The sequence below is a fragment of the Plantibacter sp. ME-Dv--P-122b genome (assembly GCF_030209375.1).
Lineage (GTDB): Bacteria > Actinomycetota > Actinomycetes > Actinomycetales > Microbacteriaceae > Plantibacter.
The window spans coordinates 218,708-240,786 of the sequence record NZ_JARVSC010000004.1 but is presented as its reverse complement, the minus strand read 5'-3'; the positions used below and the strand labels follow the sequence as shown (position 1 = coordinate 240,786).

Annotated in this window: 26 protein-coding genes and 1 pseudogene; 18 read left to right on the top strand and 9 right to left on the bottom strand. The window is 70.6% G+C overall.

Annotated elements, in window-relative coordinates; genetic code table 11:
• Window positions 1–66: 66 nt before the first annotated feature.
• On the top strand, window positions 67–822 hold the full coding sequence (locus tag QRN19_RS11350) for an enhanced serine sensitivity protein SseB C-terminal domain-containing protein (RefSeq protein WP_285027065.1): 756 nt from the start codon (window positions 67–69) through the stop codon (window positions 820–822).
• Window positions 819–1,805 carry a hypothetical protein gene (locus QRN19_RS11345; RefSeq protein WP_285027064.1) on the top strand — a complete coding sequence of 329 codons (987 nt, stop codon included), beginning with the start codon at window positions 819–821 and terminating at the stop codon, window positions 1,803–1,805. Before QRN19_RS11350 ends, QRN19_RS11345 begins: the two co-directional genes overlap by 4 nt.
• A gap of 12 nt (window positions 1,806–1,817) precedes the next feature.
• On the opposite strand, the gene QRN19_RS11340 is transcribed toward QRN19_RS11345, so the two are convergent.
• Together QRN19_RS11340 and QRN19_RS11335 are read right to left on the bottom strand one after the other, a co-directional pair.
• Window positions 1,818–2,144, bottom strand: coding sequence for a hypothetical protein (locus QRN19_RS11340; protein WP_285027063.1), 327 nt, complete (start codon window positions 2,142–2,144; stop codon window positions 1,818–1,820).
• A 104-nt stretch (window positions 2,145–2,248) separates the two neighbouring features.
• Window positions 2,249–2,674, bottom strand: a complete 426-nt coding sequence (locus QRN19_RS11335) for an Hsp20/alpha crystallin family protein (protein ID WP_071261327.1) — start codon at window positions 2,672–2,674, stop codon at window positions 2,249–2,251.
• Window positions 2,675–2,833: 159 nt separating this feature from the next.
• Here QRN19_RS11335 and QRN19_RS11330 point away from each other — a divergent pair, with 159 nt between their 5' ends.
• The 3 genes from QRN19_RS11330 (at window position 2,834) to QRN19_RS11320 (ending at window position 5,878) form a co-directional block, all read left to right on the top strand.
• Complete coding sequence (locus tag QRN19_RS11330) at window positions 2,834–3,118, top strand: MerR family transcriptional regulator (protein ID WP_079704638.1); 285 nt, start codon at window positions 2,834–2,836, stop codon at window positions 3,116–3,118.
• 43 nt (window positions 3,119–3,161) lie between these two features.
• Window positions 3,162–4,634 carry a serine hydrolase domain-containing protein gene (locus QRN19_RS11325; protein ID WP_285027060.1) on the top strand — a complete coding sequence of 491 codons (1,473 nt, stop codon included), beginning with the start codon at window positions 3,162–3,164 and terminating at the stop codon, window positions 4,632–4,634.
• Window positions 4,635–4,873: 239 nt separating this feature from the next.
• Complete coding sequence (locus QRN19_RS11320) at window positions 4,874–5,878, top strand: zinc-dependent alcohol dehydrogenase (RefSeq protein WP_285027058.1); 1,005 nt, start codon at window positions 4,874–4,876, stop codon at window positions 5,876–5,878.
• Window positions 5,879–5,917: 39 nt separating this feature from the next.
• Here QRN19_RS11320 and QRN19_RS11315 read toward each other — a convergent pair whose 3' ends face one another.
• Both QRN19_RS11315 and QRN19_RS11310 read right to left on the bottom strand, forming a co-directional pair.
• The gene (locus QRN19_RS11315; protein ID WP_285027056.1) at window positions 5,918–7,216 is read right to left on the bottom strand and encodes an Ig-like domain-containing protein; all 1,299 of its coding nucleotides are present in this window, start codon (window positions 7,214–7,216) and stop codon (window positions 5,918–5,920) included.
• A 78-nt stretch (window positions 7,217–7,294) separates the two neighbouring features.
• Complete coding sequence (locus tag QRN19_RS11310) at window positions 7,295–7,537, bottom strand: hypothetical protein (protein ID WP_285027054.1); 243 nt, start codon at window positions 7,535–7,537, stop codon at window positions 7,295–7,297.
• A gap of 123 nt (window positions 7,538–7,660) precedes the next feature.
• Here QRN19_RS11310 and QRN19_RS11305 point away from each other — a divergent pair, with 123 nt between their 5' ends.
• On the top strand, window positions 7,661–8,509 hold the full coding sequence (locus QRN19_RS11305) for a DNA/RNA non-specific endonuclease (RefSeq protein ID WP_285027052.1): 849 nt from the start codon (window positions 7,661–7,663) through the stop codon (window positions 8,507–8,509).
• A 46-nt stretch (window positions 8,510–8,555) separates the two neighbouring features.
• Here the strand turns inward: QRN19_RS11305 and QRN19_RS11300 are convergent, their stop codons facing one another.
• Together QRN19_RS11300 and QRN19_RS11295 are read right to left on the bottom strand one after the other, a co-directional pair.
• Complete coding sequence (locus QRN19_RS11300) at window positions 8,556–9,056, bottom strand: MarR family winged helix-turn-helix transcriptional regulator (RefSeq protein WP_064295883.1); 501 nt, start codon at window positions 9,054–9,056, stop codon at window positions 8,556–8,558.
• Window positions 9,057–9,181: 125 nt separating this feature from the next.
• Window positions 9,182–9,793: a TetR/AcrR family transcriptional regulator C-terminal domain-containing protein gene (locus QRN19_RS11295; RefSeq protein ID WP_285027049.1), complete on the bottom strand. Its 612-nt coding sequence runs from the start codon at window positions 9,791–9,793 to the stop codon at window positions 9,182–9,184.
• A gap of 112 nt (window positions 9,794–9,905) precedes the next feature.
• Between QRN19_RS11295 and QRN19_RS11290 the strand changes: the two genes are divergently transcribed.
• The 6 genes from QRN19_RS11290 to QRN19_RS11265 are packed head-to-tail and all read left to right on the top strand — an operon-like array spanning window position 9,906 to window position 14,440.
• Complete coding sequence (locus QRN19_RS11290) at window positions 9,906–10,511, top strand: biotin transporter BioY (protein WP_285027047.1); 606 nt, start codon at window positions 9,906–9,908, stop codon at window positions 10,509–10,511.
• The gene (locus QRN19_RS11285; protein ID WP_285027046.1) at window positions 10,508–11,665 is read left to right on the top strand and encodes a class I adenylate-forming enzyme family protein; all 1,158 of its coding nucleotides are present in this window, start codon (window positions 10,508–10,510) and stop codon (window positions 11,663–11,665) included. Before QRN19_RS11290 ends, QRN19_RS11285 begins: the two co-directional genes overlap by 4 nt.
• Entirely contained in the window at window positions 11,658–12,806 is a 1,149-nt protein-coding gene (locus tag QRN19_RS11280) for a thiolase family protein (protein ID WP_285027044.1), read from the top strand. Before QRN19_RS11285 ends, QRN19_RS11280 begins: the two co-directional genes overlap by 8 nt.
• Window positions 12,803–13,513 carry an energy-coupling factor ABC transporter ATP-binding protein gene (locus QRN19_RS11275; protein ID WP_285027042.1) on the top strand — a complete coding sequence of 237 codons (711 nt, stop codon included), beginning with the start codon at window positions 12,803–12,805 and terminating at the stop codon, window positions 13,511–13,513. Before QRN19_RS11280 ends, QRN19_RS11275 begins: the two co-directional genes overlap by 4 nt.
• Before the next feature lie 4 nt (window positions 13,514–13,517).
• Window positions 13,518–14,114: an energy-coupling factor transporter transmembrane component T family protein gene (locus QRN19_RS11270; RefSeq protein ID WP_285027040.1), complete on the top strand. Its 597-nt coding sequence runs from the start codon at window positions 13,518–13,520 to the stop codon at window positions 14,112–14,114.
• Window positions 14,111–14,440: a CHY zinc finger protein gene (locus QRN19_RS11265; protein ID WP_285027038.1), complete on the top strand. Its 330-nt coding sequence runs from the start codon at window positions 14,111–14,113 to the stop codon at window positions 14,438–14,440. The genes QRN19_RS11270 and QRN19_RS11265 overlap by 4 nt, the downstream gene beginning before the upstream one ends.
• Here the strand turns inward: QRN19_RS11265 and nhaA are convergent.
• A complete protein-coding gene (gene nhaA, locus QRN19_RS11260; protein WP_285027036.1) occupies window positions 14,394–15,710 on the bottom strand; it encodes a Na+/H+ antiporter NhaA in 1,317 nt (438 codons plus the stop codon). The genes QRN19_RS11265 and nhaA overlap by 47 nt on opposite strands.
• 160 nt (window positions 15,711–15,870) lie before the next feature.
• On the opposite strand from nhaA, the gene QRN19_RS11255 reads away from it, so the two are divergent.
• The 4 genes and pseudogenes from QRN19_RS11255 to QRN19_RS11240 form a co-directional block, all read left to right on the top strand.
• Window positions 15,871–16,599 carry a VIT1/CCC1 transporter family protein gene (locus tag QRN19_RS11255; RefSeq protein WP_285027035.1) on the top strand — a complete coding sequence of 243 codons (729 nt, stop codon included), beginning with the start codon at window positions 15,871–15,873 and terminating at the stop codon, window positions 16,597–16,599.
• A 201-nt stretch (window positions 16,600–16,800) separates the two neighbouring features.
• Window positions 16,801–16,974, top strand: a complete 174-nt coding sequence (locus tag QRN19_RS11250; RefSeq protein WP_285027033.1) for a CsbD family protein — start codon at window positions 16,801–16,803, stop codon at window positions 16,972–16,974.
• Window positions 16,975–17,224: 250 nt separating this feature from the next.
• On the top strand, window positions 17,225–17,674 hold the full coding sequence (locus QRN19_RS11245; protein WP_285027031.1) for a hypothetical protein: 450 nt from the start codon (window positions 17,225–17,227) through the stop codon (window positions 17,672–17,674).
• Between the two features lie 15 nt (window positions 17,675–17,689).
• Window positions 17,690–18,544: pseudogene (locus QRN19_RS11240) on the top strand (DUF222 domain-containing protein); the annotation flags it as partial.
• 69 nt (window positions 18,545–18,613) lie between these two features.
• Here the strand turns inward: QRN19_RS11240 and QRN19_RS11235 are convergent.
• Window positions 18,614–19,267, bottom strand: a complete 654-nt coding sequence (locus QRN19_RS11235; protein ID WP_285027029.1) for a hypothetical protein — start codon at window positions 19,265–19,267, stop codon at window positions 18,614–18,616.
• Window positions 19,268–19,473: 206 nt separating this feature from the next.
• Between QRN19_RS11235 and QRN19_RS11230 the strand changes: the two genes are divergently transcribed.
• Both QRN19_RS11230 and QRN19_RS11225 read left to right on the top strand, forming a co-directional pair.
• Window positions 19,474–20,994 (top strand): glycosyltransferase family 39 protein, encoded by a 1,521-nt coding sequence (locus tag QRN19_RS11230; RefSeq protein WP_285027028.1) that lies wholly within the window; start codon window positions 19,474–19,476, stop codon window positions 20,992–20,994.
• Window positions 20,995–20,998: 4 nt separating this feature from the next.
• Entirely contained in the window at window positions 20,999–21,496 is a 498-nt protein-coding gene (locus QRN19_RS11225) for a GtrA family protein (RefSeq protein ID WP_285027026.1), read from the top strand.
• Between the two features lie 10 nt (window positions 21,497–21,506).
• Here the strand turns inward: QRN19_RS11225 and QRN19_RS11220 are convergent, their stop codons facing one another.
• Window positions 21,507–21,998 carry a MarR family winged helix-turn-helix transcriptional regulator gene (locus QRN19_RS11220; protein ID WP_285027024.1) on the bottom strand — a complete coding sequence of 164 codons (492 nt, stop codon included), beginning with the start codon at window positions 21,996–21,998 and terminating at the stop codon, window positions 21,507–21,509.
• Window positions 21,999–22,079: the final 81 nt, after the last annotated feature.

Below are 22,079 nucleotides of genomic sequence, written 5' to 3'. Positions count from 1 at the left end.
GGGGGGGGGGGGGGGGCGGCTGCACGGAGCCGCACCTCCCCCGCGCGACCGGGATACGCTGCTGGCATGCCTGCCGCCGACGACGCACCCGACGCCCCCGACATCGAAGCCCTCCTCGCCGCAGCCGCGAACGACCGCTCGAACGCACCCGCGTTCCTGACGGCGCTCCTCGAGAGCACCGTGATCGTGGCGGGGACCGTGACGGATGACGGCATGGCGACCCTGGCGGATCTCCTCGACGCGGACGGCAGTTCGGTGCAGCCGTTCTACACCTCCGAGGCGCGCGTCCGCGAGACGCTCGAGGTCGTTCCGACGTTCGAACGGAACCTCCTCACCCTCCCCTGTCGTGTCCTGTGGCAGATGACCCGGGGCGCGAGACTGGTCCTGAACCCGCATTCCACGCACGGCAAGGAGTTCCTGCCCGGCGAGATCGCTCAGCTGCTCGACGGCGAGGCAATGCTCACGCCACGCGTGGTTGAGCGCGAGACCCAGGTCATGGTCGGACAGCCGGCTCGCATCCCTCCGGGGATGACCGAGACGCTGACCACGGTCCTCGCCGAGCACGGCGAGGTCGACGAAGCGGTGCTGGGCTGGAAGGTCACCCCGCAGGAGGGCGGCACCTTCGACGAGTGCTACCTCCTCGTGATCGTCGGCGCCCCGACCGCCCGCGAGACGATCAGCGGTCCGCTCGCACGGGCCCTCGCGACCTACTCGGCGAGCGTGCCGATCGACGTCATGTACGTGGCGCCGGGCGCGAAGCACCTCCTGAGCAGCGTCCCGCCGTTCCACCGCCGCAAGCGAGGGCTGTTCCGGCGACGATGAGCAGTGGGCTGAGTCGGACGGCGCCCGCGATCGCACGTGGCGCACGTGTCCTCACGATCGCCGCGCTACTGGGCGTCCTCACGGCGTGTAGCGCGCCACTGTCAGGGGTTCCCACCGAGACTCCGGCCGGATCCGCACCGAATTCACCGGCGTCGCTTCCACCCCTGCCGACGCCCGCCTTCCCCGGGCTCGCCTGCGACGCGCTCGTCCCACCCGCGAGCGTCGCATCGTTCCTCGGAGCCCCAGCCGCGCCGCAACCGCTCACCATCGACGACGCCCCGGTCCTGCAGGACGGCGGGACCGTCTGCGCCTGGGCCGACGAAGCGGACGGCACCTCACTGACCGTCCGACTCGTCGGAGACGGTGTCGACCACTGGGCCACCTTCAACCACTGGTACGAGCACACCGACTGGAGCGAGACGGTCGGCGAGATCAACGGGACGATGTGCTCGGACGGCGGATGCTCCGTCCACGCCCTCGACGGCGAGCGGTTCATCGAGGTCGATGCGGCAGGGGTCGACGACCCGAGCGGCGTGCGCACGGAGGAACTGGCTCGGGCAGTACTCGCGGTGGCCCCGCCTCCGGCGCCCGCCGGGCCACCGCCGTCGTCAGGATCCACCTCGCGGTCCTGTGCCGCTGCACTCCCGGTGGACACCGCGGCGGCGCACCTCGGCGCAGCCGCCACCGGCGCGAGCTACGTGAGCACCGCGACACCGAGCTACCACCTCGTGCAGGACTCGCTCCAGCGGGTCGGCGGACTCGACTGCCGACTGTTGTCCGCGGACTCCCGCGAGCTCGTCCGGTTCACGGTACTCTCCGGAGGCGCGTGGGTGTTCCGCGAGGACAGTCCGGTCGGCGCCGTGGATGCGGCTGGGAGCGAGCACTCGGCGCACGCTCGGCGTGGCGATGACTGGGTGCGTCTGCAGGCCCCCGGGGCGAGCGAGGAGACAACTCAGGCCTTGCTGGCCGAGCTGCTCGGCTGAGGTCGACGTGCGCTAGAACACCGGCCGGTCCGCGATGGACACGAGGACCGCGGCGATCACGGCGACGACGGTGAGCGCCATGGCGACGACCCACTGCATGCGAGGCACGGCACGGCGGATCACGAGGATCAGGTGGACCAGGAGCGCGAGCACCGCCACGGCGGCGATCACGGTGCCGACCACCGCCGGTTCGAACACGGCGATCTGTTTCGTCGCCATGCCGTCGGCGCCCGGAGCCTGGTACCAGGTCATCGTGGTCTGCGTCGCCGCGACCAACAGCCCGAGCGCGGCGATCACGAGCATGGCTGACGCGGCGAGGATCCGTTGGACGCGGGACATGCCCCCAGTATGCCGACGCCGGGCCGCCCACGGACGAACGCCCCACCCACGGATCGTGGGCGGGGCGTTCGATTCGTTCGACTCGGACGAGTGTCGATCCCGGTTCAGGCGTTGATCGACTGCGGGTGATCGGTCGTGGAGTCGACGGTGATCTTCCGCGGCTTCGCGCGCTCGCTCACCGGGATGATCACGGAGAGCACACCGCTGTCGTAGGACGCGGTGATCCCGTCGAGGTCGACGCCCTCGCCGAGGGTGAACTGCCGAAGGAAGTGGCCGCCTCCGCGCTCGCGGGCGAGCCAGCGGACACCCTCGCGACTGTCGGCCGTGCGCTGAGCGCGGATGGTGAGCTGACCACCGTCGACGTCGACGTCGATGGACCCGGGGTCGATGCCGGGGAGGTCGGCGACCATCATGTACCGGTCGCCGTCACGGAAGAGGTCCACCGGCATGGGACGGGGTGCGCGCACGGAGTCCAGTACGGAGGCCGCGAATCGGTCCAGCTGGCTGATGGGGTCGAGGGTCATTGCCATGAGTGTTCTCCTTCCCTGTCGCCCGACGTCGGGTCGGGCTCATCTGTTGACGCATCTCGGAAGTGGGAGATCCGAGGTTCGGATCTGCACTTCGTGGTGTAGATTTTTTATACATCCGAAACCTGATCCGATGCAACCCGTTCAAAGGAAATCTCAAGCATGGCTGATCGAGACGGTGCGACACCCGTGTACGGCATCGCCGTCGCGGCCCAACTCGCCGGCGTTCCGGAGGCGTCGCTGCGACTCTTCGAGAGCAAAGGCCTCCTCACCCCGTCCCGGACCGAGGGCGGCACCCGTCGCTACAGCGAGGACGACATCGAGCGACTCAAGCGCGTCACCGATCTCCGTGACGACGGCGTCAACCTCGCCGGCATCGCTCGCGTGCTCGATCTCGAGGACATCAACCAGGGACTCCGCGATCAGCTCGACGCCGACCAGGACTGAGCATCGGGTCGATCCGACCGCCGGCAGATGGCAGCATGGAGGGATGAGCCTGCAGCGAAGCACTCCGTCCGCCCAGCACGTCGACGCCGCCGGGATCGAGGCGTTCATCACCGCCCTCGAGCACACACCGAACGTCGAACCGCACAGCCTGATGGTCCTGCGCCATGGGAACGTCGTCGCCGAGGGTTGGTGGGCACCGTACTCGGCTGATCGGGTGCACCTGCTGTACTCGCTGAGCAAGAGCTTCACCTCGACCGCCGTCGGCCTCGCCGTCGAGGAGGGCCTGCTCGGACTCGACGACACGATCATCAGCCACTTTCCGGAGCTCGACGCCGAGATCACGGACCCCCGCAGCCGCGCCATGCTCGTGCGCCATGTGCTCGCGATGGCGAGCGGCCACCGCGAGGAGACGATCATGCGCGCCGCTGCGATCGACCCGACGAACCTCGTCCGCGGATTCCTGCTCCTCCCGCCCGACGAGGACCCGGGAACCGTCTTCGCGTACAACCAGCCCTGCACCTACACGGCCGCGACGATCGTCCAGCGCGTGACGGGCGGGACGCTCACCGACTACCTGCGACCACGGCTGCTCGAGCCGCTGGGCATCGGCGACTTCGACTGGCAGCGCGACGACGAGGGCTTCGAGCTCGGGTACAGCGGCCTGCACGCGACGACGGAGGCGATCGCCGCGCTCGGCCAGCTCTACCTGCAGGGCGGCGAGTGGGAGGGTCGGCAGCTACTGCCGGCCGCCTGGGTCGCCGAGGCGACACGATCCCATATCGCGAACGGCGACGACCCGGAGTCGGACTGGGCGCAGGGCTACGGGTTCCAGTTCTGGATGGCTCGGCACGGGTTCCGCGGCGACGGCGCCTACGGTCAGTACTGCGTCGTCCTGCCGGAGCACGACGTCGTCCTGGCGATCACCGGGCAGAGTCTCGACATGCAGGCCGTGCTGAACGCCGCGTGGGAGCACCTGCTGCCGGCCTTCGGGGCAGGCGAGGGCGGCGACTCAGGCCGCGGTCCGAACTCGGACGCCGATCAGGCGTTGCTCGCCCGCCTGGCGGGGCTCGCCCTGCCGCCGCTCGACGCGTCGGACGAGACCGGCGCGGGCGCGTCCCTGCGCGAGCTCGTCGGACGGACGTTCGCAGCCGCCGCCGATACCGGTCTGGCGCAGCTGACGGCGCTCGAGGTGACGGCGGGAGAGGGTGACGACGTCGTGCTGGTCGTACACGAGGGCGACGACCGGGTGGAGCTCGTCCCCGGTGTCGGCGCCTGGCGGACCCACGGTCCGATCGTGGCGAGTGCCGCCTGGGGCACCGGGGGCGAGGAGGGAGCGCGGGTCCTCCGTGTCGATGCGATCTTCATCGAGACACCGCACCGCCTGCACGTCGAGATCGACCCTGCGGCCGGCACCTTCGACGCCTGGTGGGAGACGACACCGCTCCGGACCTCCCGTCTCGCCGAGGTGCAGCGACCGAGTGCGGTCGTCGAGGGCGGGGGCAAGTCGTCCTGGTGAGCTGAGGCGCAGGGACCGGAGCGTGCTCGGGGACCGGAATGTCTCCGGTGAACCTCCCCCGACCGCCGAGGCGCCCCAACCGAGCCGCCCCTCGACAAGCTCAGGGACCGGAACACCTCCGGCGAACCTCCCCCGGTCACTGAGCCTGTCGAAGTGCCCACGAGGAACCTCGTCATCCCGGAGACCACGACGCTCCGGCGCTACGCTCTGACCGAGCGCCGTCACGACGAGGAGACCGCATGAGAGCCCTACTCATTACCGCACCGGGCGAGGCGGCCATCATCGACCGACCGGACCCGCAGGCTGGTCCCGGTGAGGTCCTCATCCGCATCGAGCGCGCCGGACTCTGCGGCACCGACGTCGCGCTCTTCCGAGCCACCATGCCGTACCTCGCCGACGGACGGACGACCCTGCCGCTCCAGCCCGGCCACGAGTGGGCCGGTCGGGTGGTCTCGGTGGGCGACGGCGTCACCGGATCCGCACCGGGCGATCTCGTCACGGGCGACACCTTCATCGGCTGCGGCGTCTGCACGCTCTGCACCACGGGCCGACACCACCATTGTCCCGACCACCTCGAACTCGGCGTCCTCGGGCAGCTGGACGGAGCCCTCGCGGAACTCCTCGTCGTGCCCGAACGGGCCGTCCATCGTCTTCCGGACGGGGTCGACGCGGACCTCGGCGCGATGGTCGAGCCGGCATCGTGCTCCCTGCGCGGCGTCCGACTCACGGCGGTCGGCCCCGGCGACCGGGTGCTCGTCTGGGGCGCCGGCACCCTCGGCATGCTCGCCGCGCTCTTCGCCACCGACACCGGAGCCAGCGTGGCGGTCGCCGCACGTCGCGACTCCGACCGGAGCTTCGTGGCGGGGTTCGGCCTCGAGACCCGCGATCCGGCCGACCTCGGCGACGAGCGCTTCGACGTGATCATCGAGGCGACAGGGTCGGCGGAGGTCACCCATCGCCTCCTCGACAACGCCACTGCGGGCGCCCGCATCGCACTGCTCGGCGTGCCCGGCGGCGACGCCGGACTCCCGTCGGGAAGACTCATCGCCCTCGACGCCACCGTCCACGCGGTCCTCGGCGGCTCGGCCGACATCGACGAGGCGGCGCGGCGGTTCGCGACCATGGGCGACACGGTCCGCCGGCTGATCGGCTCCGTGATCACGCTGGACGAGGTTCCACGGGTGCTCGCCGAGGGACTCCCCCGGGCGGCCGGGACCGGGCCGAAGACGCAGATCCGCTTCTGACCCGCGCGACACCGGCGCCGCCACGAAGGTCGGCTCGACTCAGCCGAGGCGCTTCACGCGAGCGCGGGTGACGCCGACGGCACCCACGACCGCACCTCCGACCAGCAACGCGATCGCGAGCGCGAAGGGGGCCGTGTCGGCGCCGGTCCGCGCGAGCGTGGCGTCGCCGGCTCGACCCGACGATCCGACATCGACCGTGGTCGCGGGTGCGGGCTCCGCCTGCTGCCCACCCGGAAGCGCTGGGCCCTCCGGAACGCCGGGGACCTCGGGCGCGACCGGTTCCACAAGGGCCACGACGGTGACGACGAGGTCCGTCGCGGGGCTGACGAGTCCGCCGGCACGGGCACGGACCGTCACGGTGTGCGTTCCCTCGGCGAGCGACTCGGTCGGCTGGAAGGCCCAGGTGTCGTCGATCGTCGCGTCCGCTGTCCCGATCGGGAGACCGTCGACCTCGATCTCGACCTCCGTGCCGACGGGCGCGGTCCCGCTCAACGTCGCGTCGGGCGCGAGAACGCCGTCGATCGGTGCGGTGATGGTCGCGACGGCGGGCGTGAGCTCGAGCTCGAACGGGGTGGTCGACACGAGCTGACCGCCCTGGACGAAGCCCATGGTGCCGCCTCGGAGGGTGCCGTAGCCGGCTGCATCGTCGACCGCGAGATCGACGGTCTGCACCCCCTCCCAGATGCTGCCGTTCGTGCCACAGTCGGCCGTCGACCCATCGGGGGCAACGACACAGTTCGGCGCTCCGGTCCCCACGATGAGCGTCTGCTCGGGAGCGGTGAACCGCATGACCCCGGAGACACCGCCGTTGACCGGCACCTCCATGGTGAGCGTCTGCCCGGCCTCGGCCTGGGTGCGATGCGGCGGGAGCACGTCGAGCGTGAAGGGCGTCGATGCGACCACGGTCCCGCCCACCTCGAAGGCGACCGACCCACCTGCCAACGTACCGACCGGGGCGTCCGGGTCGATCCGCATCGTGGCCATGAGTTCGGACGTCCAGACCTTCGAGTCCGTGCCGCAGCGGACTTGGGCGGCAGAGCGGGTGTCGCACCCACCGGTCGTCACGATGCCGATGGTCGCGTGCTCCGGGGCGGTGACGACGAGCGTGCCCGTCTCGCCGGTGGAGAACGACATGACGAGGCCTTCGCCGGCGCGGCCGTCACTGATGGGGTCGATGACGGCCGCCGCGGAAGCGGACTGCGGGGCGGCGAGGACGAGCAGCGAGAGGGCGGTCGCCGCGGCGATCGCCCAGGCGCTCCTGCCCGAGCCACGTCGTGCCGGGTCTGCTGGCGCTTCGAGGATCGGATTCGGGGTCCGATCGTGATTGCGGTCACGCATGATGGTGCTCCGATCTGGCGGTTTCGGGCCGCCGCAGACCACGGGGCGATGGCCACCGGGTCGAGGTCAGGTTGAGGGTCAGGCGATGGATGCTCGTGCGAGGCGCGCGAGAACGACGACGACCACGAACTGCACCGCGAAGAGGATCGCGGTGAGGATCGTCGCCGTCGCCACCATGGCTCCGCCGTCCGTCCCCGAGACGCCAGGGAGGAATCCAATGCCGAACGCGATCAGGGCGTCGACGAGGAAGGTCGCCGACACGAGCGCCGCGAGGAGGCGGGCGTCGCTGGTTCGGTGGGGGTTCTGGTAGATCGTGGTCATGGTTGTAATATATCAAACCTCATACTGAAACAGAAGTATGAGAATGGCAGCTTCCTTGTCGCGGACGAACGCCTCATCGCTCCACACTTTCTTTCGACCCGAAACCATGATCGACTCATGTTCATGACTGGCTTCGATTCAGGCTTCCTTGACCTCTCCGAACCACTCGCCATCCCCGCTCCAGCCGATCCGACGGCCAATGCGCGCCTCCGCCGTCTCGACTACACGCACTTCACCGTGCTCCTCGACCCCGACCGCCGCCTGGCAGCCGCGACCGGGGTCGACATCGACGGCGCCGCCCTGCTCGACCTCGGGCGCGGCGACGACTGGCACCTCGACGACCGGGTGCCGGCAGAGGAGCAGGCCGGGCCGGAGCTCTACGCTCGCAATGACCTCGACCGCGGCCACCTCGTGCGCCGGAGGGACCCGGTCTGGGGACCCGTCGAGATCGCCCGGCAGGCCAACGTCGACACCTTCTGCTACACGAACGCCGCCCCGCAGGCCGCGGACTTCAACCAGTCGCTCGAGCTCTGGAACGGCTTGGAGGACCTCGTCCTCGAGTACGCCTCGGCCGGGCGCCGGCGGCTGTCGGTCTTCACCGGGCCCGTGTTCGCCGACACGGACCCGCTGTACCGCGGCGTGCGGATCCCGCGGCGGTTCTGGAAGGTGGCGGCGTGGTCGGACGACGGAGCGCTCGCGGCGAGCGGCTACCTCCTCGACCAGTCGGCCCAGCTCGACGACATCGACCTCGGCCGATCCAGTGCGATCGACGACAGGCAAGACGCCACCGCCGTGCCGCCACTCGGCCCGTTCCGGACCTTCCAGCTGCCGATCCTCGACCTCGCGAGCCTCACCGGTCTCGATTTCGGGGCCCTCGCCTCCGCCGACGTCCTCGAGCCGGCTCCCGCGACGGTGCGTCCCGACACCGACACCTGGATCGAACTCAGCGGCCCGTCCGACCTGCGGTTCTGAGGCGGATCCGGTCCCTGAGCCTGTCGAAGGTCAGCCGAACAGACCCCTACCGACGCTCGAGCGCCGCGCCGATGACCCGGAGGCTCTCGATGAGCACAGCCACCTGCTCATGGCTGAGCCCGGCGAGCATCGCGTTCTCGTCGTCGACGAGTCGACGCATCGCCTCGTCGACCCGCTGCTGACCGAGGGTGGTCAGGACGACGATCTTGCTCCGGCCGTCAGCCTCGTTCTTCTGCCGGGCGACGAGCGACCGTGCGGCCAGACGGTCGAGCTGACTCGCGAGGTTGCCGCTCGTGATGCCCAACCGCGTTGCGAGCATGGACGGCGTCAGCCCGTCCGCTCCGTGCTGGCGGAGGATGGAGAGGAACTCGAACTCCCACGGCCGCAGGTTGCTCGCGGCGAACGACAGGCGTCGGACCTCCTGCAGGTGCGGTACGAGCCGGCGGAGGCGCGACACCACGTCGAGCGGTGCGAAGTCGACGTCGGGCAGCGCGTTCGCCCAGGCGTCGATGACGATGTCGACGTCGTCGTCATCACCCTTCGCCATCGCCTGCCTCCCTCACGTCCTGCCTGCACCAACGCTACCGTGGGCCGCCACCGATCCAGACGGTGGGCGGTTCCATCCACGCTGTGCTACCGGCGGACCCAGAGCGGTCAGCGGAACCAAAGCGGTTAGCGGACCGAGAGCGCCGCCAGGCCGTCGACGAGGAGACCGACCCCGAAGGCGAACGCCTGGGCCTGGTCCTCCTGGCCGAGTGGATCCGTCGCCCCGTCGGCCAGCACACCGACGCTGTCGTACTGCATCCGTTGCTGCTCGTGCGACACATGCCCGAGGACAAAGTGGAGCAGCACCGTGCCCGCACGTCGACTCGTCGCCTCGTCGAACCCGGCCACCGAGACCGCATCCGTCAGCCGGGTGAGCGCACGTCCGGAACCGAGCCCGAGCGCGTAGGTGCTCGAGACCACCTCGGCTCCGTCGCGGTAGGCGAGGAGGGCGTCCCGCAGCGCTTCCGCCTCCACGCGCGTCCGCTCGCGCCAGTCGGAGCCGGCCTCGGACACGGCGTCGACCGGCGCCGGGTGGGCGTCGACGATCCGGTCGGCGAGCTCGGCGATGAGGGTCTGCTTGTTCTCGAAGTGCCAGTACAGCGCGCTCGGCTGGACGTCGAGCGACGCGGCGAGGCGACGCATCGTGAGGTCGGCCAGGCCGTGATCGTCGAGGATGCGGAGGGCCACCTGAGCCACATCGTCGCGCCGATGACGACGCACTGTTTCGGGACCGGACATGAGCACCACTATAGTGAACGCTGTTCAGGTGAACAGTGTTCAGGTCAGCAGTGTTCAGGTCAGCACTGTACGCCGGTGCAGCCCCCACGACTCTCCAGGAGGAGACCCCCGCATGAGCAGACTCAGGATCGACGCGACCGACATCGCACGCATCGCCGTGTTCGCCGCCATCGTGGCCGCCCTCGGCCTGCCCGGCGCGTTCTCGGTGCTCGGCGCGGTGCCCATCACGGCGCAGACCCTCGGTGTCATGCTCGCCGGCGCGATCCTCGGCCCGTGGCGCGGCATGCTCTCCATGCTGGTGCTACTGGCCCTCGTCGCCATCGGCCTGCCCCTGCTGTCCGGCGGTCGCGGCGGGATCGGCGTCTTCGTCGGACCGAGCGCGGGGTACCTCCTCGGCTGGATCGTCGGCGTCTTCGTGATCGGGCTCATCGTGCACGCCGGCGGCCGTCGGCTGCGCTGGTGGCGCACTGCTCTCGGCGTCTTCGTCGGTGGCATCGGCGTCATCTACGCGTTCGGCATCCCGGTGCAGTCGCTCGTCACCCGCCTGCCGCTCGGCGAGACCATCGTGCAGAGCCTCGTCTTCGTGCCCGGCGATCTCGTGAAGGTCGTGCTCGCGACGGTGATCACGATGACGCTCGCCCGGGCCTACCCGCGCGCGTTCCGCAACGCGGCCGGTACCGGCTCGACGCGTCCCGGCGAGCCCGCCCGAATCGGATGACCGTGCGTCCAGGGCACCTCGTCCCACTGCGCGGCGGTGCGCCGACCGACCTCGTCCGTCGGGCGCTCGAGGTGCGGGCGGCCGGCGGCGTGCCACTGATCGGCGACGACCGCTGGAGCGAGTCGTACTGGCGTTCCGTCCGCGACCGCAGCACCGCAGCCGGTCCGCAGCCGGGCCAGGCCTGGGCGACGCTGACCTCCGGCACCACGGGCGAGCCGCGTATCGTGCTCAGGACCGCCGCGTCGTGGGCGGACTCCTTCCCGGCCGTCGGCGCGCTGCTCGACCTCAGGCCGGACGACGTCCTGGCGCTGTCGTCGCCGCCCGCGTCGTCGCTGTCGCTGTTCTCGGTCGCCCATGCGGCCGCCGCCGGTCACTCGCTCGCTCTCCCGACCACCCACGCCCTCACCCCCGACGACGCCCGTGACGCGACGCGGTTCCACGGGACCCCGAACGGCCTCCGGTCGCTGCTCGACGGCGGAGTACCGCCCCGCCTACGGGTGGCGTTGATCGGAGGCGCCTCCCTCGACCCCGGACTCCGCACCAGAGCGGAGGACCTCGGCATCCGCGTCGTGTCCTACTACGGAGCCGCCGAACTCTCCTTCGTGGCGGTCGACGACGGCGCCGATCCGGATCGACCGGGCCTCCGCGCGTTCCCCGGCGTCGAGCTCGACGTGCGGGACGACGACGTCCTCTGGGTCCGATCGCCGTTCGTCGCGACCGGGTACCTCGAGGGTGACGGCCCGCTCCGACGCGACGGCGACTGGTCCACCGTCGGCGACCGCGCACGGATCGACGACGGGATCGTCACGCTCCTCGGCCGATCCGACGACGCGATCCTCACGGCCGCGGCGACCGTCATCCCCACCGATGTCGAGGAGGCGCTGCGCCGACTCGACGAGGTGGACGACGCCGTCGTGCTCGGTCTGCCGAACGCCGGGGTCGGATCGCTCGTGACGGCCGTGCTGGAACTGCACCCGGGCGCGCGTCCGACCCGCGCGATGCTCCGCGACGCCCTCGCACCGCTGCTGCCGCCGACCCATCGGCCCCGACGCTGGTTCGTCGTCGACGAGCTGCCCCGCACCGTCACCGGCAAGGCCGCCCGGGCAGAGCTCGCCGACCGTCTCGCGGCTGGGACGGTGGCGTCTCTTGACTGAATCGCATGCCCTCCCGCGCATCGTCGCGGCCCGACGGACGCCGATCGCGACGCGCGGCCGCGCACTCGGCGCCCTCACGGTCGAGCAGCTGGCGGTCCCCGTCGTCCGCGCCGTGCACGACGACGCGACGCACCTGTTGGGCTGGCCGCCGGTCGTGGCGGACGTCGTCCTCGGCAACTGCATGGGCCCCGGCGGCAACCCGGCCCGCGTCGCCGCGCTCGGAGCCGGCCTCGGCTTCGACGTTCCAGGGCTCACCGTCGACCGGCAGTGCGGCAGCGGCCTCGCTGCGATCATCGAGGCGTCCACGGCGATCAGCGCCGGCGACACCCGACCACGGATCGCGGGCGGTGTCGAGAGCGCGTCGACCGCGCCGACCCGTTCCGTCGACGGCATCGCCTACGCTCGTGCACCGTTCGCACCGGCGGGTTGGCACGACCCCGACATGACCCGCGCGGCGGAGGACCTCGCCGAGCACGACGGGATCTCCCGCGAACGCCAGGACGCCTACGCCGCCCGGAGCACGCACCGTGCGGCGAGCGCCGTCGCCGCCGGGCGATTCACCGACGAGCTCGTCCCGCTGGTCGGTGCGGCGGAGCATGACGAGGCGCCGCGCAGCGGGATCGAGCGGCTCCTCCCCCGGTTCACCCCACTGTTCACCGACGGGTCCCTCACCGCAGGCAACACCTGCCGGGTCAGCGACGGTGCGGCCGCCGTGCTCGTCGTGCCCGGCGGAGTCGCCCACGCGGGCGTGTCACCCGGTCTCGCGGTCCGAGCGCACGCCGTCGTCGGCTGCGACCCGGCACTTCCGGGGATCGGGGCAGCGCCGGCGATCCTCGACGCCCTCGATCGGGCCGGCGTGGACCTCGCGCAGGTCGCGGCGTTCGAGATCGTGGAGGCGTTCGCGGCACAGACGCTCGCCGTGCTCGACCGACTCGGTGTCGCCGAGGACGATGAGCGACTCTGCGCCGACGGTGGCGCCCTCGCACTCGGTCACCCGTGGGGCGCGAGCGGTGCGGTCGCCGTGGTCCGCCTGTTCTCGCGGCTCGTCCGCGGCGGGGCTCCTGCGGGCACGATCGGGGTGGCGGCGGCCTCGGTCGGCGGCGGTCTCGGCGTCGCCGCGGTGTTCGAGGTCGTGCGATGATCGGGGACATCGACCAGTCATCCGCCATTCTTCTCGACCGCGTCACCGCACGTCTCGGCGACACCGTCGCACTCGACGACGTGACGCTCCGCCTCGACGACGCGCGCATCGCGGTCATCGGCGCGAACGGCTCAGGCAAGTCGACCTTCGCCCGGCTCGTCGGCGGCCTCACGCGAGCGACCACCGGCAGCGTCCAGGTCCACGGTGTCGAGGCCGCGAAGGACACGGCAACGCTCCGGCGGCTGGTCAGCATCGTGTTCAGCAACCCGGACGCGCAGATCGTCATGCCGACGGTGGCGGAGGACGTCGCGTTCTCCCTCCGCGGCACGAAGGCGCCGAAGGCCGACATCGCCGCGCAGGTCGCCGACGCGCTCGACGAGTTCGGCCTGACGGCACTCGCCGACCGGTCCGCCTACGAACTCTCCGGCGGCCAGAAGCAGCTGTTGGCGCTCTGCGGGGCCGTGATCCGTCGGCCGGCGCTGCTCATCGCCGACGAACCGACGGCCTACCTCGACGCCCGCAACAGCGCCGCCGTCGCCGACCACCTCCTGCACCCCGGGGCGGGCCATCAGCTCCTCCTCGTCACCCACGATCTGGAGCTCGCCGCCCGCTGCGACACGGCACTGCTCTTCGACGGTGGGCGGGTCGTCGCGCAGGGTGCACCGGACGACGTGGTCGCGGCCTACCGCGCGAGTCTGCGGGCGTGACCTCGTGATCACCCTCTACCGTCCTGGCTCCGGCTGGCTCCACCGGGCACCGGCCGGCCCGAAGGCGCTCGGCATCCTCGTCGTGGTGCTCGCGATCTCGCTCCTGCCGACGAGTTGGTGGACCGCGGGCATCGCCACCACGGTGACCGTCCTCGCCTACCTCGCCTCGGGCCTCGGCCTCGGCGAGCTCGGACGCCAGGTCCTGCTCATCCGCTGGATCATCACGATCACGGTGGCCGGCCAACTGCTGTTCCTCGACGTCGAGTCAGCGGTGTCGAACACCTCCCGCATCGTCGCAGCCATCCTGCTCGCAGCCCTGCTCGTGCTGAGCACGCGCGTCGCCGACCTGCTCGACGCCTTCGAACGCGCCCTCAAGCCCCTGGGGCGCTTCGGCGTCGACCCCTCGCGCATCGCCCTCATGCTCGCCGTCGCGATCAACACGGTGCCGGTCCTCGCCCGCCTGGCGAGCAGCGTGCGGGAGGCGCAGCGGGCGCGTGGCGCCGGGTCGAACCTGGTCACCTTCGTCGTCCCATTCCTCGTCGTGTCGCTGAAGCACGCCGACGAGCTCGGCGAGGCCCTCACCGCCCGGGGCGTCCGATGAGCGGCTACGACACCGTGCGCGTCCTCGGCAAGACGGTCGACGACGAGACGCGCTGCGTCCACTACGCGACCCCGCTCGACGTCATCGCGATCCGCTTCGCCTGCTGCGGCGAGTACTATCCGTGCCATCTGTGCCACGCGGAGTGCGCCGACCACGCGGCAGAACAGTGGCCCCGCGAGCAGCGCGACCGCGAGGCGATCCTGTGCGGCGTCTGCTCGACGGAGCTGACGATCGATCGCTACCTGCAGGTCGACGCCTGCCCGAACTGCGACGCCCCGTTCAATCCGGGCTGCCGCCTGCACTCGGCGTACTACTTCCGGCCGTGACCGCCCGCCGGTAGACGCGGTTGCGGGCGGCGAGGATCGCGGCACCGATGGCGGCGGCGATGAGCGAGCCGGCGAGCACACCGACCTTGACGTGGTCGTCGGACGCGCTGCCGACACCGAAGGACAGTTCACCGACGAGCAGCGACACCGTGAATCCGATCCCCGCGACGAACGCCATGCCGACGAGGTCGACCCAGCGGATCGACGGGTCGAGCCTGAGCCCGGGCAGGCGCGTGACGAGGAACGTCGTCACCGTGATGCCGATCGGCTTGCCGAGGACGAGCCCGGCGATGATCCCGAGCGCGATCGTGTCCTGGAAGGACTCGACGAGCCCCGAGATCCCGCCGATGACCACGCCCGCGGAGAAGAAGGCGAAGATCGGGACCGCGACAGCAGTGGAGACGACACTCCAGCGGTCGGCGAAGTGCGCGGCGAGGCCCTCGTAGACCGGGCGCCCCTCGGCGGTGGTCCCCACCTGGACGCGGGCGCGCGTGGTCGAGAAGACGGGCACCATGAAGCCGAGCAGCACGCCGGCGACGGTCGCGTGGATACCGGAGGCGTGGATGAGCGCCCAGGTGCACAGACCGAGCGGGATGAGCACCCACCATGCGCGGACGCCGCGCTGGACGAGCACGGCGAAGATCGCGAGCGGCACGGCCGCGAGCGCGAGGGGCAGGAACTCGATGTGGTCGGTGTAGAAGATCGCGATGATGCTGATGGCGATGAGGTCGTCCACCACGGCGAGCGTGAGCAGGAAGGTCCGCAGTGCCGGCGGCAGGAACTTGCCGACCACCGCGATCACGGCGACGGCGAACGCGATGTCCGTGGCGGCCGGGATCGCCCATCCCTGCAGCGCGTCGGGCCCTGCGCTCAGGTTCACGAGGACGTAGATGACGGCGGGCACGACCACGCCGCCGACGGCTGCGGCGATGGGGAGCGCCGCGGTCTTGGGGTTCCGGAGCTTTCCGGCGACGAACTCCTCCTTGAGTTCCAGCCCCACGACGAAGAAGAAGATCGCGAGGAGGCCGTCGGCCGCCCAGGCGCCGACGGAGAGGTTCAGATGGAGCGCCTCCGGACCGAAGGTGAAGTCGCGGACGCTCAGGTAGAACTCGGAGGCACCGGAGTTGGCGAGCACGAGCGCGAGTGCGGTGGCGACGACGAGGAGGGCCCCACCGACGGTGTCCTGTTGGAGCGTCTGGTGGATGCCACGCCAGATCGAGTGCGGGGCCTGGTCGGCCGGCAGGTCGTGGGAGCGGTGTGCGTCGGGCATTCGGATCCTTCGGGGGAGGGTTCGGTCGAGCGGCAGAGCGATCCCGATCGATCGCCCGCCGACCAGACTTCCCGGCGCCCCAGCCTCCATTCTAGGCGGCCGGACCCGGGATCGGGCGGGAACCGTGCGCAGGCGGCCCGCGCAGTGCTTGGATGCATCCATGAGCACCTCACCACCGACCGGCGCCCACCCGGACGAACCGCACCTCGGTGACCTCGCAGGCCGCCTGAACTGGCTCCGTGCGGGTGTGCTCGGCGCGAACGACGGCATCGTCTCCGTCGCCTCCCTCGTCGTCGGTGTCGCCGGTGCCACGACCGACAGCGCCCCACTCCTTGCAGCGGGTGTCGCGGGGCTCGTCGGTGGTGCGATCTCCATGGCCCTCGGCGAGTACGTGTCGGTGAGCAGCCAGCGGGACAGTCAGCGGGCCCTCATCGCGAAGGAGCGGCGGGAGCTCTCCGACGACCCCGAGGCGGAGCTCGCAGAACTCGCCGGGATCTACGAGGCGAAGGGGCTCCAGCCGACGACCGCGAGGCGGGTCGCCGAGGAGTTGACCGCACACGACCCGCTCACGGCGCACCTCGAGGCCGAACTCGGCATCACCGAGGACGCCGTCGTCAGCCCCTGGGCGGCCGCCGGCGCATCGGCGCTCGCCTTCACGATCGGGGCGCTGCTCCCCCTGCTCGCGATCCTCCTGCCGCCGCCCGAGGTGCGTGTCCCGATCACCTTCGTCGTCGTGCTCATCGCGCTGGCACTCACCGGCTTCACGAGCGCGAGGATCGGCGGCAACCCGGCGCTCCGACCGACCGTCCGGGTCGTGGTCGGTGGAGCGCTCGCCCTCGCCGTCACCTTCGCGATCGGCACCCTGCTCGGCACGAGCGGCGTGGTCTGATGGCCAAGGTCCTGGCTGTCGAGGACGAACCGACGACGGGCGTGCTGGTGCAGCGCGGTCCGGGGATTTCTCTGGGAGTCTGCTGGAGCCCCGCCCAGACGTGGAGCTCCCGGGTGTAGAAGTGAAGGGCGTCCACCAGGTCGCCCTGTCGGATTCGATCAGTGCGGATCGACAGCCCGAAGAACATGTGAGGAGCACCATATGAGCGCAGGAGACAAGATCAAGAACGCCGCCGAGGACCTCGCGGGCAAGGCCAAAGAGGGCGTCGGCAAGGCGACAGACAACGACAAGCTCGTCGCGGAGGGCAAAGCCGACCAGGCCAAGTCCGACGTGAAGCAGGCCGGTGAGAACGTGAAGGACGCGTTCAAGAACTGACCTCCCGATCACACGGACGCCGGTGACCCCCTCGGGTCACCGGCGTCCGTCTGCCCCCCGGTCCCTGAGCACCCCCTCCGGTCCCTGAGCCTGTCGAAGGGCCAACGAACAACCCGACGAATCAGGCAGCCTTCCTCCGATCCGAGAGCACCCCCTCCGGTCCCTGAGCCCGTCGAAGGGCCAACGAGCAGCCTCCACAACCGTCCGACTCGGCATCTGGAATGTCAGTGGTCCATGGTGGACTGAGGTCATGACCGAGACCACTGCCGCTGCGATCCGCGCGAGCGACGATTACGCCGCTCGACTCGCGGAGTTCTCTGCCGAGTACGCGGAGATCACGCGACTGCGGGCGGCTCTCGATGCGCGAGAGGCCCGCCTGTTGGCCCGCTCGGCCGCTTACGCCGACGCGTTCGCAGACACGGTCGTCCCGGCCTCGTTCCCTCCTGCCGAGCGCCGCGCGCTGTCCCGCCGCTCCACGTGTGCAGCACTCGCCATGGCAACCCACACCCCTGAACCGACCGTGCAACGCGCGACGAACAACGCCGAGGCACTCGTCAACGACGCCCCGGCCGTCCTCGAGTCTCTCGAGGCGGGGCGCATCTCGGCTCGGCACGCGAAGACGATCACCGATCAACTCTGCGACATCCCTGGTGAAGGTCGCGCCGCGTTCCTAGCGAAGGTGCTCCCGGTCGCCGAGTAGACCACCGATGCGGAGCTCAGACGACGCGCCCGTATCCTGCGCGAACGCCTGCACCCAGAGTCGATCACGACGCGTGCCGTGCGTTCGGAGGCAGATCGTCGGGTGGAAGTCGAGCCTGCGGCCGACGGCATGGCCTGGGTGCACCTGTTCACGACCGCACCCATCGCGCGGGGCATCGCGGAGCGGATCGAGTCCGCTGCGGCGGAGTCGCGTGCAGCGGGCGACACCCGCACGTGCGCACAGCTGCAGGCGGACGCCCTCGCCGCCCTCACCCTCACCGGCGTCACCCCGGAAGACGTCATGACGAGCCCGGTGCTCCCGCATCCGATCGAGATCCAGGACCACATCGTGCCGTCCGTGCAGATCACGGTCCCGGCGCTGAGCGTCGCCGGCGTCTCGAACACCCCTGGCACGCTCGACGGGTACGGCCCGATCGACCCCGAGACCGCAGCCCGCATCGCGGTCAACGCACCGTCGATGACCCGCATCCTGGTCCAGCCTGAGACGGGCACGATGCTCTCGGTCGGGCGCAACCAGTACCGCGTTCCCGCCGATCTGCAACGCGCGGTCCGGCTTCGGGACGGCACCTGCCGGGCACCCGGGTGCGACAGACGAGCCAGAGCCTGTGATCTCGACCACTTCGGTCGCGTGGGAGGACGGCGGGACGACGGATGTCGGCAATCTCGCCTGCCTGTGCCGACATCACCACCGGATGAAGCATCTCCCAGGGTGGAACCTCGACCACGGACCGGGCGGGGTCCTCGACTGGACGACACCCGACGGCAAACATCACCGGACCAAACCGGACCCCGCACCGTTCTGACCCCGCCGACGAAGGGGTTCTCGTGGGCACTTCGACAAGCTCAGTGACCGGGAGAAGTGTGCTCGAACGGTTCCGGTCCCTGAGCCCGTCGAAGGGCGGTCGGGCCTGCAGCGCCGCTAGTCCTTGATGAGCAGGATCGGGTCGCCGTCGTAGGAGTCGTACGGGTTCGGGTTGGTGAAGCCACCGTCGTACATGAGGCCGGCCGGCGCCTTCCCGCCGGCGGGAGCCGCCGCGACGTAGCACTGCGTGATCGGCTCGCCGCCGTCGAACTCCTCGGTGAACGACTCGGAGCTGCATTCGTCCCACCCGATGAGTGTGGCCTCCTGGACCTTCTCGCCATCGGCGTCGACGGGCGCGAAGGAGGTCGCGTCGCTGTTGAACGCCACCGGGTCACCCGACACCTTGGTCATCTCGAGCCGGATCAGCGTGATGTCGTAGCCGTCGAGCTCTCCGCCGTCGAACTGCGTCTTGAGGAACGCGACCTGGTCGGGCGTCGCTGGGGTGACCTCGGTCAGCTCCGCGCTGATGAGCGCGGTCACGCCGTCTGTGCCCTGCGACTCGTAGACGATCGGCTCGTCGATCCCGACCTGCGCTCCAGGCTCGGTGACCTCACCGTCGGCCGATCCGGTCGAGCTCGGCTTCGACGTCGCGGACGACGAGGCCTTCTCCGTCGGCTTCGCGTCGGGGGCCGACGGCGTGGAACATCCAGCCAGCACGAGCATGGCTGCGACGGGGAGGATGATCAGGGCGGAGGCTCGGGAGAGCTGCATCGGAATTCCTTTCGGCGGCGGACCACTGCAGTCTGTCCTGCGCGCCGCCCCCGCGCGATGGGGACAACTCCCCACCGGGGCGGCCAGCCATCTGCCCTCAGGTCCCGACACGGTCCCCGCCTCCTCTCAGGAATCTCTCTGCTGGCGTTCATCCGAGCGGCGGACGATGAGACGACGCGCCAGGTTGTCGCGTCCGAGGGGAACCCATGACTGCGACGATCACCGTCCCGACCGCGCCCTCGCGCCGTCGATGGGACGCCCTCCACACCCTCCTCGGCGGCCGCGCCGCACCATGGGGCGTCGGCCTGTTCGCCACCGTCGTCTCGCTCATCGGCATCGGGACGCCGTCGTACTGGGGCGACGAGGCGGCGAGCGTCCTCGCCGCCGAACGCCCGCTCCCCGTCATGTTGGGGATGATCGGCCACATCGACGCCGTCCACGGCCTCTACTACGCGTTCCTGCACGTCTGGACCGGAGCCTTCGGCACCGCCGAGGCCGCGACACGGTTCCCGAGTGCCATCGGGGTCGGACTGGCCGCGGCCGGCACGGTCGTGCTCGCGAGATCCATCTTCACCCCGGCGATCGGCATCACGGCGGGCCTCGTGTTCGCCGTCATCCCCCAGGTCACGAGGATGGGCGCCGAGACGCGCTCCTATGCGCTCGGCATGGCTGCGGTCGTGTGGCTGACGGTCTGGTTCGTGTCGCTCGTGCGGCGCCGGTCCACGTCACGCCGCAGCTGGGCGCTCTTCGCCGTCGCGAGCGCCGCCTCGATGTACCTGTTCCTCTACCTCGCGATGCTCCTCATCGTGCACGCCACGTGGATGTTGCTCCAACGCCCCGGGCGGAAGGTGGTCCGAGCGTGGGGCTGGTCCTTGGTCGGCGCGTTGGTCCTCGGCGCTCCGATCGTGATCGCGGGCATCGCGCAGCGCGAGCAGATCGCATTCCTGGGCAGACGGGACTACGCGACGCCGGAGTCGGTGCTCATCGGACAATGGTTCCAGACGCCGGCCTTCGCCGTGCTCGCCTGGCTGCTCATCGTGCTCGCCCCCATCGGCGTCCTCGTGGTCCGACGGTCGTCCCGTCAGCGTCGCGCACTGGCGATGATCGCCGTCTGGGCGCTCGCACCGACCGCACTGCTCATCATCGGCAACACGCTCGTGACGCCGATGTACAACCTGCGCTACGTCACCTTCTGCGTCCCCGCCGTCGCGATCATGATGGCGCTCGGGCTCCGCACGATCGTCGACCTCCTGCCGAAGCGGGTGGATCGCGCGGTGGCGACCGCGGTCGGTGTCGCGCTCGTGCTGGCGCTCGCCACCCCGGTCCTCGCGGAACAGCGCGGCCCGTTCGCGAAGGACGACGGCAGCGACCTCCGGCAGACCGCGGAGGTCGTCCAGGCGCATGCCTCGCCGGGTGACGCGGTCGTCTTCGACCAGTCGGTGAAGCCCTCGCGCAAGTCGCGGCTCGCGATCGACCTCTACCCGCAGGCCTTCGCCGGCCTCGACGACGTGGCGCTCGAGACGAGCTACCGCGACCGCCCCGAGCTCTGGGACCTGGCCGCGCCGCTGTCCGAGATCCACGACCGGCTCATCGGCCACGACACCGTCTGGGTCGTCGAAGGGTCGAGCATCTCACCGGACGTGGCGGATCTGGAGGCGCTCGGCTACCGCGTCGAGCAGCACATCCCCGTCCACCGCAGCATCGTGTACGAGCTGGTCAGGTCGTGACGGCGTGCTGATCCGACCCCTCAAGCATCCGCGCGCGCTGCTCCGGCGACCGATCGTCCGCGAGGTCGCCGCCTTCGGCCTCGTCGGTGGCGCCGGCTTCCTCGTCGACGTCGGGGTCTTCAACCTGCTCGCGTACACGGTGTTCCTCCACACCGGCACCTCCGGACTGCTCGTTGCGAAGGGCATCTCCACGACGCTCGCCATCGTGGCCAACTGGGTGGGCAACCGGCTCCTCACCTTCCGCGCGCATCGGCGCTCGGACGTCGCCCGCGAAGCGCTCGAATTCGGTCTGGTGAGTCTCGCGGGTGGCGCGATCGCCCTGGCCTGCCTCTGGGTCTCCCACGACGCGATGCACCTGACGACGCCGCTGGCGGACAACGTCTCGGCGAACATCGTCGGGCTCGCCCTCGGTTCCGCGTTCCGCTTCGTGCTCTACCGCTTCTGGGTGTACGGGCCACGGGCAGAGCGGACGGGGCCGATCCCGGTGCGCATCGACCCGTGAGGTCCGCCGGTCAGCGACTCGCGTTGTGCTGCGAGACGGCGTCGCTGACCCACGAGAACTCGTCGACGAACCGCGAGAGCAGCCGGGCGAGTTCCGCACGATCGCGCTCGCTCCACTTGCCGACGAGGGTGTTGTAGACCTGCTGCGCCGCCTGCCGGTGTCGTTCGAGGGCGGTCCGTCCCTCCTCCGTCGCGCTCACGAGCACCGCGCGGCGATCACTCGGATCCGTCGCCCGGACGACGAGACCCCCCTCCTCGAGGCGACGCACCTCTGCCGTCGCGGTCGACTTGTCGACATCCATCCAGCCTGCGACCGTGGACATGCGGATCGGTCCGGCCGTGATGACGTACTCGAGCAACCACGCGTCCGTGGCGGTGAGGGCGGCACCCTCGGCGTCGTGCAGCGAACGCCGGTTGTCGGCCCTGGTGGACCAGCGGAGCACCGTCGCGAGCGACGCCTGGATGACAGCACCCGCATCGGCGGGGTCGACGTCATCGCTCATAGCTGAATTCTTTCTGAATACCGGCGTTCGGGTGTTGGTTCGACCATACCAACTATATAGTGGGACGGCACCAACTAAACC

Coding starts and splice junctions, on each gene's coding strand:
- QRN19_RS11350 (WP_285027065.1), top strand. CDS start 67: ATGCCTGCCGCCGACGACGCACCCGACGCCCCCGACATCGAAGCCCTC.
- QRN19_RS11345 (WP_285027064.1), top strand. CDS start 819: ATGAGCAGTGGGCTGAGTCGGACGGCGCCCGCGATCGCACGTGGCGCA.
- QRN19_RS11340 (WP_285027063.1), bottom strand. CDS start 2,144: ATGTCCCGCGTCCAACGGATCCTCGCCGCGTCAGCCATGCTCGTGATC.
- QRN19_RS11335 (WP_071261327.1), bottom strand. CDS start 2,674: ATGGCAATGACCCTCGACCCCATCAGCCAGCTGGACCGATTCGCGGCC.
- QRN19_RS11330 (WP_079704638.1), top strand. CDS start 2,834: ATGGCTGATCGAGACGGTGCGACACCCGTGTACGGCATCGCCGTCGCG.
- QRN19_RS11325 (WP_285027060.1), top strand. CDS start 3,162: ATGAGCCTGCAGCGAAGCACTCCGTCCGCCCAGCACGTCGACGCCGCC.
- QRN19_RS11320 (WP_285027058.1), top strand. CDS start 4,874: ATGAGAGCCCTACTCATTACCGCACCGGGCGAGGCGGCCATCATCGAC.
- QRN19_RS11315 (WP_285027056.1), bottom strand. CDS start 7,216: ATGCGTGACCGCAATCACGATCGGACCCCGAATCCGATCCTCGAAGCG.
- QRN19_RS11310 (WP_285027054.1), bottom strand. CDS start 7,537: ATGACCACGATCTACCAGAACCCCCACCGAACCAGCGACGCCCGCCTC.
- QRN19_RS11305 (WP_285027052.1), top strand. CDS start 7,661: ATGACTGGCTTCGATTCAGGCTTCCTTGACCTCTCCGAACCACTCGCC.
- QRN19_RS11300 (WP_064295883.1), bottom strand. CDS start 9,056: ATGGCGAAGGGTGATGACGACGACGTCGACATCGTCATCGACGCCTGG.
- QRN19_RS11295 (WP_285027049.1), bottom strand. CDS start 9,793: ATGTCCGGTCCCGAAACAGTGCGTCGTCATCGGCGCGACGATGTGGCT.
- QRN19_RS11290 (WP_285027047.1), top strand. CDS start 9,906: ATGAGCAGACTCAGGATCGACGCGACCGACATCGCACGCATCGCCGTG.
- QRN19_RS11285 (WP_285027046.1), top strand. CDS start 10,508: ATGACCGTGCGTCCAGGGCACCTCGTCCCACTGCGCGGCGGTGCGCCG.
- QRN19_RS11275 (WP_285027042.1), top strand. CDS start 12,803: ATGATCGGGGACATCGACCAGTCATCCGCCATTCTTCTCGACCGCGTC.
- QRN19_RS11265 (WP_285027038.1), top strand. CDS start 14,111: ATGAGCGGCTACGACACCGTGCGCGTCCTCGGCAAGACGGTCGACGAC.
- nhaA (WP_285027036.1), bottom strand. CDS start 15,710: ATGCCCGACGCACACCGCTCCCACGACCTGCCGGCCGACCAGGCCCCG.
- QRN19_RS11255 (WP_285027035.1), top strand. CDS start 15,871: ATGAGCACCTCACCACCGACCGGCGCCCACCCGGACGAACCGCACCTC.
- QRN19_RS11250 (WP_285027033.1), top strand. CDS start 16,801: ATGAGCGCAGGAGACAAGATCAAGAACGCCGCCGAGGACCTCGCGGGC.
- QRN19_RS11245 (WP_285027031.1), top strand. CDS start 17,225: ATGACCGAGACCACTGCCGCTGCGATCCGCGCGAGCGACGATTACGCC.
- QRN19_RS11235 (WP_285027029.1), bottom strand. CDS start 19,267: ATGCAGCTCTCCCGAGCCTCCGCCCTGATCATCCTCCCCGTCGCAGCC.
- QRN19_RS11230 (WP_285027028.1), top strand. CDS start 19,474: ATGACTGCGACGATCACCGTCCCGACCGCGCCCTCGCGCCGTCGATGG.
- QRN19_RS11220 (WP_285027024.1), bottom strand. CDS start 21,998: ATGAGCGATGACGTCGACCCCGCCGATGCGGGTGCTGTCATCCAGGCG.